The organism is Polyangium sp. 6x1 (assembly GCF_029946515.1).
Classification (GTDB): Bacteria; Myxococcota_A; Polyangia; order Polyangiales; family Polyangiaceae; genus Polyangium.
In genome coordinates this window covers 77125-87626 of sequence record NZ_JARZHH010000026.1, presented here as the reverse complement: position 1 = coordinate 87626, position 10502 = coordinate 77125, and the positions used below count along the sequence as shown (strand labels likewise).

Below are 10502 nucleotides of genomic sequence, written 5' to 3'. Positions count from 1 at the left end.
GTCATTCCCTCCGGAGCTCGACGGCAGGCTCCGCGCGCGAGGCGAGGATCGCCGGGACGATACCCGCGAGGAGCGTGGTGGCGAAGAGGACGAGGGCCGGGATCGAAAAGGAGCGGAGCGTGATGCTGGGGAGGACGACGAACCCCTGGTGGGAGAAAATGGGGTTGTCCTGGAAATACCGACAGAGGGCATATCCGAGGCCGCTGCCGAGGACGGTGCCAATCCCGCCGACGAGCAAGGCCTCGAAGAGGTGAATGAGGAAGATTTCGCGCCGGCTGAAGCCAAGCGCGGCGATGGTGGCGATGCGGCGGCGCTCGTGCAGGACGTGAATGTAGAGCAGCGCGAGGACGGGGATCATGACCGCGACGATGACCATCGTGGTCGAAATGGCGGAGAGGGCGCGGTTGCCGTCGATGGCGTTCTTGACGAACGACTGGGCCTCCCACCAGGTCTCGACCTTCTGCGCGGGCGCGAGCTCGGCGATGCGCTTGGCCCATTCGCCGGCGCGGGCGTCGTCCGTCGAGAAGACGCGGATCTCGCTGGAAACGGAGCCCTTGCCGAAGAGGTCGCGCAGCGCGCCGAGGGGGACGAAGAGCTCGTAATCGGCGCGGAATCCGCCCGAGCCGCGCAGGACGCCGACGACACGGAAGACGGCGGAGACCATTCGAACGTCGTCGCCGACCGAAAAAGGCAAGGCGACCTTGATCGAGGAGCCGACGCGCGCGTCGAGCTGTTCGGCGAGCTTCGACCCGATGACCGCGGGCCGATCGTCGCCCGCGGCCATGCAGCGGCCCTCCGCGAGCTCCTGACAAAATCCGGCGGCGCGATCTTCCGCGACAGGATCGATGCCCGCGATGCTCGCGGAGGTCGTGCGTTCGCCGTGAAAGAAGGAGCCCACGTGGACGAGCCGGATCGTGGCGGCGCGGACGAAAGGCTCCTCGGTGATCCGCGCGGCGAGGGCCTCGGCGCCCTCGAACGTGCCGCCGGACCTCGCGGTGACGCGGACATGGCCCGTGTCACGCGCGAGGCCCTTTTCGCGGAGCTCTGCGGTGTAGCCTTCGATGTTGGCCGTGTTCGGGATCTGAAAGCCGAGCCCGGCCGTCACCGCAGCGAGCAGGAGGACGAACGAGATCCGGCTGCGGACGAGCGTGCGAAAGGCGAGATAGAAGAGGACCCTCACGAGCGGCGGCGAGGTGCGGCGCGGCGGGCCCGGCGGCTGTACAGCAGCGCGCCGAGGCCGAGGACCCACGCGCCCGTGGCGCCATAGGTCACGGCGCCGGGGGCCGCGATGGAGCAGCCTTCGTCTGCCGGCAAGTCCGTGGAGCCGCCCGTCGAGCTCGAGGCGCCAGCGGTCCCGCCGCCGCCGGCCGTCCCACCGCCGCCGGCCGTCCCGCCGCTGCCGCCGATGCCACCGGTGCCACCCGCACCGCCGCTTCCGGTCGAGGTCGCGGGGGGCAGGTCGGCGCTGGCCGGCAGGGAGAGAGCGAGAGGCGCGAGGATACCCAGGACAAACAAGAATTTACGCATGTGGGCAGGAAAGCAGAAACCGCCCCGGACGACAAGAGCCGCGCACGGGTCTCGCTCGCGCGGCGAGAGGTCAACGGGACGCGGCGAGGCCGAACCGATGGCCGCCCCAGAATCCGCGGGGCGGGGACGTCTTCGGCATCGGGTCCGGGGCCATGTCCCATCCATACTCGGTCACGGCCTGCTGGAAGAGCGTACGATACTCGTCCTGGAGCGCGAGGAGCTCCGCCTTGCCGGCTTCGTCGACGCCGAGCGCCTCCCAGTACGAATCTCCGTCGGGGAGCGCGTTCCAATCGTTGTCCACGAAGCGCGCGTCGCATAGGCCGGATTGCGTGATCTCGGCCGGGACGGGGGCGAAGCTCTCCGCCGCCTCGCCGAGCTTCGCGACGAACGCGTCGTCGTCGAGGCCCGAGAACGGGGCGCCCTGCGAATCGCCGATGTTCAGGAAGTACATCGAATCGGCGAACGCGAAGAAGCCACCGCCGAGGCCCGGATCGACCTTCGCCGCGTGCGCGAAGAAATCGGCGGCGAGCGCTTCGTCGAGCTTGCCTTCGGGGAAGGTGACGACGCCGAACCTCGTCTCGCCGCCCGCCTCGGGCGTGAAATCGGTGAGCAGCACGCTCCATTGCAGCATGACCACGCCGATCGCGGCGGCGGCGCGCGTCGCGTCGGCCCACGCCTCGGGGAGGCGCGTCTGGATCGAGGGATTCGTGTCGCTCTGGTATCCGCCCGGCGCTTCCTCGGAGGCCAGGTCGTCGACGTTCACGGCCGCGAGGATATCCGCGACGAACGCGGATTCGAGCTCGGCGGTGAATGCTTCGCGCTCGCCGTAGGGATCGTCGGTGGAATCGACCATGAAGCCCACGCCGGGCATGGCCTCGTAGGACATCTGGATGAAATCCGGCGTGTACGTCGGAGAAGCCGGCGGCCCTTCGTCGTCCGAACACGCGATCAAGGCAAGGGGGAGGAGGAGCAAAGAGAACATTCGGGAGAGGCGAGGCATGAAGGGCTCCTGTGTGGCCAGTCGAGGACCCTGCACGAGCAGCAACTCGAGCGCCAGGAGGTCAGGGAGGGCATGCGGCTGATTTTCGATCGGAAGACGTGATGGGTGAAGCGTGGCTCCCTCATTTTCCACGCGGGCCTGAGGCGTCCCGTGCTCACGTTCGGAGGCGCACGGCCCCTCCACGCTTGACAAGCCCCCCGCTCCAGGGCGTTTCATGGGCCGGCCATGCCGAACAAGCCCGGGAGCCTGCTCACGCTGTCGATGATCGTGAAGGACGAGGCGGCGACGATCGCGCGCACGCTGCAAAGCGTGAAGCCGTTCGTCGATCGCTGGGTGATCCTCGACACGGGCTCGACGGACGGCACGCAGGAGGTGGTGCGTCGCGCAATGGAAGGGGTCCCCGGCGAGCTCTTCGAGGAGCCGTTCGTCGATTTCGCGACGACACGGAATCGCGCGCTCGCCCTCGCGGGCGATGCGACGGAGTTCGTCCTCTGGCTCGACGCAGATGACGAGATCGAGAATGGCAAGGCGCTGCGCGCGTTCCTGGAACGGCAGCGCGCGGCGCACGGGCCCGAACAAGAGGCGTATTACGTGCGCGTCGCGCTCGGGATCCAGTTCGATTCGCCGCGCGTCGTGCGCAGCCGCGCGGGCTGGCGGTTCCGCGGCGTGGTGCACGAGGTGCTGGTGCACGACGAAAGGCCTCCGCCGAGCCTCCGCGTGCCGGACGTCTTGATCCGGCACCACCGGGACGAGGTGTCGGCGGAGCGGAGCAGGAAGCGCTGGGAGCGCGACGTGGGGCTGCTCGAACGGGCGCTCGCCGAGGACAAGGCGGACACGCGCGCGGCGTTTTACCTCGCCGAGACGCTGCTCTGGCTCGGCCGATTCCAGGAGGCCGAGGCCGCATTCTCGCGCCGCATCGCGATGGGGGGATGGGCGGAGGAGGTCTTCGAGTCGAAAATGGGGATCGCGCGGTGCGGGGTGGGGCTGAATTTGCCCTGGCCGCGCGTGCTCTCGCGCTGGCTCGACGCGCACCTCGCGGCGCCGCACCGGGCCGAGCCGCTCTATGCGATCGCGCTGCACCACGACACACGCAAGGAGCACGCGCTCACGTTCCTCTACGCGCGCCGCGGCGACGAGCTGCCGCTGCCCGCGGGGGACCGGCTCTTCGTGGACGAAGAGGTGTACACGTGGAAGATGGCCGATCTCGTGGCCTCGTCCGCCTACTTCCTCGGGGAGCTCGCCGTGGGCGAAGCGGCCGCGCAGAAAGCCGTGAAGGCGCGGCCGAACGACGCGCGCCTCCGGCAGAACCTCGCGTTCTACGTGGAGCGGCGGCGCAAGCCTTCACGGTAGCGGAAGGGGGCGGCGTCGTGCGAGCATGGCCGGCGTCGGAGCTTGGCCATGACGAAACGCGCTCGCCCCCGGATCAAGACCCCTGCCCTCCTCGCCTTCGCGCTCGCCGCCGCGCCCGCCCTCGCGTGGGCGTGGGAGCCCATGATCGTGCAATACGATCCGCTGATCCGCATGCCAGGGACGCAGCCGCGGGCGGAGAATGCGATCGAGCCGCCCTCGCAGTGCCTCGGCTGTCACGCGGGGTATACGCCGGCGATCGAGCCGGGGTTCGGCTGGAAAGGGTCGATGATGGGGCAGGCCGCGCGCGACCCGTTCTTCTGGGCCGCGCTGACGGTCGCCGCGCAGGACTCGATATGGGCGCTCGGCAACCCGAACGGGACCGACACCTGCCTGCGTTGCCACATGCCGAAGGGGTGGCTGGAGCTCAGGAGCGATCCGACGAACGGCCAGGCGATGGGCGACGCCGATTTCGACGGCGTGCAATGCGATTTCTGCCACCGCATGGTGGATCCGTTCTTCGAGGACACGTTCCAGGGGACCCGCGAGGGCAATGACTGGCCGGGGTACTGGGACGAGACGAACATGAGCGGGTCGATGTCGTCCGCCGCGGCGGAGAAGACGCGCGAGGCGGACATCGTGCAATCGCAGTCGCACACGCTGTTCAACGGCAATCCGATGTACGGCGCGGATCACAGGCCCGTGAGCGCGACGTACCGGGAGAACGGGGCGGGGCAGTATTACGTGAGCGACAAGGCGGAGCGGCGCGGCTCGTTCGCGGACGCGCAGGCGTTCCACCCGATGCAGTACAGCCGCTACCACAAGAGCAAGTATTACTGCGGGACGTGCCACGACGTGTCGAACCCGGTGCTCGCGAACATGGCGGCGAAGGGCACGATGCCGAACGACGGGACGACGGTGCTGCCCACGGAGACGCAATCGCCGTCCGAGTATTCGCACGTCGAGCGGACGTGGTCGGAGTTCATGCTGAGCGATTACGGGTTGCCCGGCGGCGCGGCCGGCGTGGGGCCGTATGCGCCGGGCACGTTCGAGACGGGGCAGCCGGGCAATGCGATCGCGTCGTGCCAGGATTGCCACATGCCGGACGGCGTGGGCGCGGGCGCGTCGATCGTCGGGTCGGTCATCCGGCCGACGGAGAGCGTGGAGCACCCGTCGAGCGGGCAACCCGTGCACGATCTCACGGGCGGCAATGCGTTCGTGCCGTGGTTGCTCGCGAGCACGGTGCCGTCGTCGCCGAACTACGACGCGACGAACGCGGCGCTGCTCGGGCAAGGCGCGGCGGCACTGACGCTCTCGCTCGACGAGGGGACGAAGCTCGACGCGGCGGCGCTGCTCGCGGGGTCGAACCGCGCGACATGGACGCTGCGACGCGCGGCGACGATCCTTTCGCTCTCGTACGATCCGCTGAGCGGCGCGACGTCGTTCCGGGTCCGGAACAACACGGGGCACAAGCTCATCACGGGCTATCCCGAGGGCCGGCGCATGTTCCTCAACGTGCGGGTGTTTGACGGCGACACGCGGATCCATGAAGTGAACCCGTACGACATGACCGCGAGCACGCTGCGAGGGCTCGATCCCACCTACGCGCCGTCGAGCCCGCCGCTCGGGCCGAACGAGGCGCACGACGAGGGGCTCGTCTACGAGGTGAAGATGGCGAGCTCCTTGACGGGACAAACCAAATCGTTCCACTTCCTGCTCGGGACAGAGCGCTCGAAGGACAACCGCATCCCGCCGAAGGGATTCCGGATCGCCGAGGCCGGAAAGCGCCTGTCCGAGCCGGTCTGGGACGGGTCGGTCGCGCCAAACCTGTTCTCGGCGGAGGAGTACACGGGCGGCTACGACGACGTGAGCTTGACCTTGCCGGCCGGCGGGAGCCGCGTGGAGGTGCGGCTCTATTACCAGACGACGAGCCGCGAATACGTGGAGTTCTTGCGCGACGAGATCCTCGGGACGGCGACGTCGCTCACGAGCCCGACGCCTTCGGGAGAACAGAAAGCGTACATCGCACAGACGGACCCGTTCTTCGGACAGCTCCGGGCCTGGGGCGACACGATCTGGCAACTCTGGGAGCACAACAAGGACGTGCCGGGCGCCGCGCCGATCGAGATGACGCGGGCCGAGGTCGTGGTGAAGGACGTCTGTCAGGACGCCGGCGCGAGCGACGGAATGCCCTGCGCCGACGGCGACGCGTGCACGACGGGCGAGGCGTGCGCGGCAGGCGCGTGCGCGGGCGGAATGCCGACGGGCTGCGACGACGGGAATCTTTGCACGAACGACGCGTGTGATCCGCAGCTCGGATGCACGCACACGGCGAACGCGGCGCCTTGCGAGGACGGGAATGCCTGCACGCTCGACGATTCCTGCGCGTTCGGGGTCTGCGCGGGCAGACAGAGGGTCTGCGTGGACGGCGATCCGTGCACCGTCGATTCGTGTGATCCGCAGGCGGGCTGCCAGTACGTGCCGATCCCCGATTGCGGGAGCGGCGGCGCAGGCGGGAGCGGAGGCGCTGGCGGGACCGGAGGCGCTGGCGGGAGCGGCGGGAGCGGCGGCGCGGGCGGGAGCGGTGGCGAAGGCGGCCTTGGCGGCGCAGGCGGAGGCGGCGGAGCGCCCGTGGAGGCGCCGGGCGAGGACGGCTGCGGTTGCCGGGCCGTCGGGCGCGACGCGGGCGCGGCGGGCGGGCTCGGGGTCCTCGCGGCCATGGCGGTGATGGCGGGCCGTCGGCGCAAGCGGAGGGGCTGACCGGGCCCTTCGACGAGAGCGGCCAGCACGGTCCGTGCATCCCCCCGCGCGGCGCGGCATCCGCCGTGTGCACGGGGGTATCGATGAAGCAGGCGCTCTTCGTCCTCGCAGGCGTCCTCATCCTTTTGCTCGTCGTCGCGGGTGCAGGGATCAGCACGTACAATCGGCTCGTCACGCTCGATCAAGCCGTCGATCAGCAATGGGCGCAGGTCGAGAACGTCTACCAGCGGCGCCTCGATCTGGTGCCGAACCTCGTCGAGACCGTCCGCGGCGCGGCGAATTTCGAGCGGGACACGTTCGTCCAGGTGGCCGAGGCGAGGAGCCGCGCCGCGGCGGTGACGGGCAGCGGCACGCAGGCAGGCCCCGGGACCGCGAACGCGCCGCAGGATCCAGTCGCGATGGAGCGATTCCAGGCCGCGCAGGATCAGCTCTCCTCGGCGCTGGGCCGCATGTTCGTGGTCGTCGAGCGATACCCGGAGCTTTCGGCGACGCAGAACTACCGTGATCTCCAGGCACAGCTCGAGGGGACGGAGAACCGGATCGCGGTCGAGCGGATGCGCTACAACGAGGCGGCGCGGGAGTACAATACCGCGCGCAATCGCTTCCCGACGAGCCTCGTCGCCGACATGTTCGGGGAGCGCTTCGCCGAGAAGACGTATTTCCGCGCCGCGGGCGGCGCCGAGCGAGCGCCCGCCGTGCAGTTCTGATCGGCGCACATGATTCGCGCATTCACCTTCCTCGTCCTCGCCGCGTGGCTGACGTTCGTCGGGCTCGCGCACGGCCAGGGCGCGGTCGCGCCCCTCCCCCCGGCGCCCACCCGCCACGTCACGGATACCGTGGGATTGCTCTCGCCCGAGACGAGGGAGCGGCTCGACGATCGGCTCGCGCAATACGAGCGGCAGACGGGGCACCAGGTCGTCGTGTGGATCGGCGATACGATCGGGGACGCGGCGCTCGACGATTGGGCGGTGCGGACATTCGCGGCGTGGGGGGTCGGGCAAAAGGGTCTCGACGACGGGCTCGTGATGTTCGTGCTGGCCAAGGATCGGAAGATTGATATCGAAGTCGGGTATGGCCTGGAAGATCGGGTGCCGGACGCGATCGCGTCGCGGGTCATCCGGGAGGTGATGGCGCCGCGGCTCCAGGCGGGCGATCCGAACGGAGCCGTCGACGCGGGCGTTTCGGCATTGCTGCAAGCCATCGAGGGCCACGCGTTCGTGCCCGCGCCCGGGCCGGGACAGACGGCGCAGCCGGAGGCGAGGCGCGGGCACGAGCTCGTCTGGATCGGCGTGGCGGTCATGGCTTTTTTGGTGCTGTTCGCCGTGAATCCGTCGCTCGCGCTCACCATTCTGTGGTTCATCATGCGCGGAGGCCGCGGCGGTGGGGGCGGCGGTGGGGACGGTGGCGGGTTTTCCGGCGGCGGAGGTCGTTCGGGGGGCGGCGGGGCGCGTGGGGGCTGGTGAGGTCGTTCATTTGCAGCGCGTGCCGTTCGCCGGGACCGTGAGGTTCACGAGGTAGGCGGCGACGGCGTCGTCGATGCATCGGTTGCCCCGCAAAAAAGCGATGTGCCCCTTTCCTTCCCGCGCGAGGAGGACGCCCGAGGAGAGCTCTGCAGCGAGCGAGGCGGACGAGGCAAACGGCGTCGCGGCGTCCTCGGCGACGCCGACGACGAGAATGGGAGGCGCGCCCTTGGCGACGATGGGCCCCGGCTTTCGCGTGGGCGGCGCGGGCCAGCGCGCGGACACGGCCGTGGTATACGGCAAATAAGCGCCGAGGCGGGGCGCCTTTTTGCGCAGCTCGCGGACGAGCGGCTCGTACATGTCGACGGAGAAGGGCATGTCGAGGGCGTGCACCGCGTAAAAGAGCTCCTGCGCGTCCGAGTAGGTGCCGTCCGGGGCGCGTTCGAGGTATCCATCGGCGAGCTCGAGCATGCGGGTGGCGTCGCCGTTCGCCGCGGAGAGGAGCGCCATCCCGAGGACGGGCCAGGCGTCGGGCGAATACAGCGCGGCCGCGACGGCCCAGAGCCATTGTCCAGGCCCGAGCGAGCGGCCCGTGGAACCCGCGGGGATGGGCGACGATTCGACCTTCGCGAGCAGCGCGTCGTAGGCCCGGTGCGGGTCGCCGTCGGAATGGAAGGGGCAGCGCGGGTTTTCCTTGCAATCGGCGAGGAACGCTTCGAGCTGGGCCTCGAAGCCGAGGGCCTGGCCGCGGAGCCATTCGGCGGCGGTGATCTTGGGATCCCGGGCCGAATCGAGGACCATGGCGCGGATGTTTTGCGGGTACAGGTCGGCGTACACGGCGCCGAGGAAGGTGCCGTAGGAGAGCCCGAGGTAGGTGAGCGATTCGTCGCCGAGCGCCTTACGCAAGAGGTCCATGTCGCGGGCGACGTTCTGCGTGCCCACGAGCGAAAGAATGCCCCCGCTGCGCCGCTTGCAGCCGGACACCACCGCGTCCGCGGCGGCCTGGATCTGCGCGAGCTCGGCGGCGTCGTCGGGGGTCGGGTCGATGGAGACGAGCGGTTCGAGGTCGTCGACGCAATCGAGCTTGGGCGTGGTGGTGGAGAGGCCGCGCGGATCGAAGGCGACGATGTCGAAGTGGTCACGGATGGACCACGGGAAGAGGAAATGGGAGGTCTGCAAGAAGGTGATGGCCGAGAGGCCGGGCCCCCCCGGATTGACGATCAAGGAGCCGATACGCTCGGAAGGCTTCGCGGCGGTGCGGCGGGCGACAGGGAGGGTGAAGACTTCGCCGGAGGTGGGGCGCGCATGATCACGCGGGACGGAGAAGGTCGCGCATTCGAGCTCGCGCGCGTCCGGGCAGGTGGACCAGGAGAGCGCGGGGCGCGGGGGCTTCGATTCCGGCGGGGCGACGGCTCCACCGCAGCCGATCGTGAGGGCGAGGAGCGAGGAGCTTGCGAGGGCCGAAGCGCGAGCGAGGCGCATGGCGACATCGTAAACGAAATGCAGGTCGCTCCGAAGGAGAATCAGCCGAGGTCGAAGAGGCCGATGTCGGGAGGCGCGAACGCACGGAAAGGGATCTCGACGCCGCCGAGGCCGCGGGAGACGAAGAGGGTCGTGTCTTCGATCTGGTGGACGCCGTGCGGGAATCGGCGCGCGAGGGGGCCGCCCGGGACGACGACGGGAATGCCGCCGGGGAGCGCGACCTGGCCGCCGTGGGTATGGCCGCAGAGGAAAAGCCGGGCGCCGCGGCCGCGGGCATGGCGGAAGCCGCCGGGCGCATGGCAAACGGTAATGATGAGCGCGGCGCCGTCGGCCGCGGCAAAGGCGCGTTCGCCGTCCGGCGTGCCGGTCCAGGGGTCGTCGAGGCCGACGACGGCGAGGTCGTCGAGGCGGGCCGCCGCATTGACGAGGACCGTGGCGCCGGCGCGCGCGAGGGCGTCTTCGAGGAGGCAATGGTGGGTCCAGAGGTCGTGATTGCCGAGGACAGCGACCTTGAGGCGCGCGGGGACGTCGCGGACGCGGGCCTCGAGCTCGCGGGCGCGGGCGGGCGTGGCGTCGAGGAAGACGTAATCACCGCCGAGGACGAGGACGTCGGGCCGAGCGTCGCAGAGGAGGCGAAAGGCCTCGTCGAGGGTGCGCGGCGAGGTGGTGGGGCCGAGGTGGAGATCGGAGGCGAATGCGATGCGCAGGGGAGACGTTCGAGGCGCGGGGAGCGGGATGCGCCGGTGGACGACGCGCACGGAGGAGGCGACGGGCAAGCGGCCCCAGGCGCGCGCGGGCCAATCGCCGCGGAAGAGGACACGGAGCGCCGATTCCACGACCCCACGCGCAGCAGAGTAATGGAGGCCGCGGCCGGCGGGGGCTGTGTGCATGCGCCGAGGAGAGCACGCGCGGCGGGAGGTCGGGGG

At 70.0% G+C, this 10502-nt stretch carries 9 protein-coding genes; 4 read left to right on the top strand and 5 right to left on the bottom strand.

Translation table 11 applies throughout. The features are described from left to right. Position 1: 1 nt before the first annotated feature. The 3 genes from QHF85_RS24030 to QHF85_RS24020 form a co-directional block, all read right to left on the bottom strand. Positions 2 to 1180, bottom strand: a complete 1179-nt coding sequence (locus QHF85_RS24030; RefSeq protein WP_281329623.1) for an ABC transporter permease — start codon at positions 1178 to 1180, stop codon at positions 2 to 4. Then, entirely contained in the window at positions 1177 to 1527 is a 351-nt protein-coding gene (locus QHF85_RS24025) for a hypothetical protein (RefSeq protein WP_281329622.1), read from the bottom strand. Before QHF85_RS24025 ends, QHF85_RS24030 begins: the two co-directional genes overlap by 4 nt. 70 nt (positions 1528 to 1597) lie before the next feature. Further along, complete coding sequence (locus tag QHF85_RS24020; protein ID WP_281329621.1) at positions 1598 to 2509, bottom strand: hypothetical protein; 912 nt, start codon at positions 2507 to 2509, stop codon at positions 1598 to 1600. Positions 2510 to 2752: 243 nt separating this feature from the next. On the opposite strand from QHF85_RS24020, the gene QHF85_RS24015 reads away from it, so the two are divergent. The 4 genes from QHF85_RS24015 (at position 2753) to QHF85_RS24000 (ending at position 8097) form a co-directional block, all read left to right on the top strand. Then, a complete protein-coding gene (locus QHF85_RS24015; RefSeq protein ID WP_281329620.1) occupies positions 2753 to 3877 on the top strand; it encodes a glycosyltransferase in 1125 nt (374 codons plus the stop codon). A gap of 48 nt (positions 3878 to 3925) precedes the next feature. Further along, positions 3926 to 6634 (top strand): hypothetical protein, encoded by a 2709-nt coding sequence (locus QHF85_RS24010; RefSeq protein WP_281329619.1) that lies wholly within the window; start codon positions 3926 to 3928, stop codon positions 6632 to 6634. Positions 6635 to 6717: 83 nt separating this feature from the next. After that, the gene (locus QHF85_RS24005) at positions 6718 to 7341 is read left to right on the top strand and encodes a LemA family protein (RefSeq protein WP_281329618.1); all 624 of its coding nucleotides are present in this window, start codon (positions 6718 to 6720) and stop codon (positions 7339 to 7341) included. Positions 7342 to 7350: 9 nt separating this feature from the next. After that, positions 7351 to 8097, top strand: a complete 747-nt coding sequence (locus tag QHF85_RS24000) for a TPM domain-containing protein (RefSeq protein ID WP_281329617.1) — start codon at positions 7351 to 7353, stop codon at positions 8095 to 8097. A 6-nt stretch (positions 8098 to 8103) separates the two neighbouring features. Here QHF85_RS24000 and QHF85_RS23995 read toward each other — a convergent pair whose 3' ends face one another. Both QHF85_RS23995 and QHF85_RS23990 read right to left on the bottom strand, forming a co-directional pair. Beyond that, positions 8104 to 9576, bottom strand: coding sequence for an alpha/beta hydrolase (locus QHF85_RS23995; protein ID WP_281329616.1), 1473 nt, complete (start codon positions 9574 to 9576; stop codon positions 8104 to 8106). A 41-nt stretch (positions 9577 to 9617) separates the two neighbouring features. After that, positions 9618 to 10466: a metallophosphoesterase gene (locus QHF85_RS23990; RefSeq protein WP_281329615.1), complete on the bottom strand. Its 849-nt coding sequence runs from the start codon at positions 10464 to 10466 to the stop codon at positions 9618 to 9620. Between the last annotated feature and the right edge of the window lie 36 nt (positions 10467 to 10502).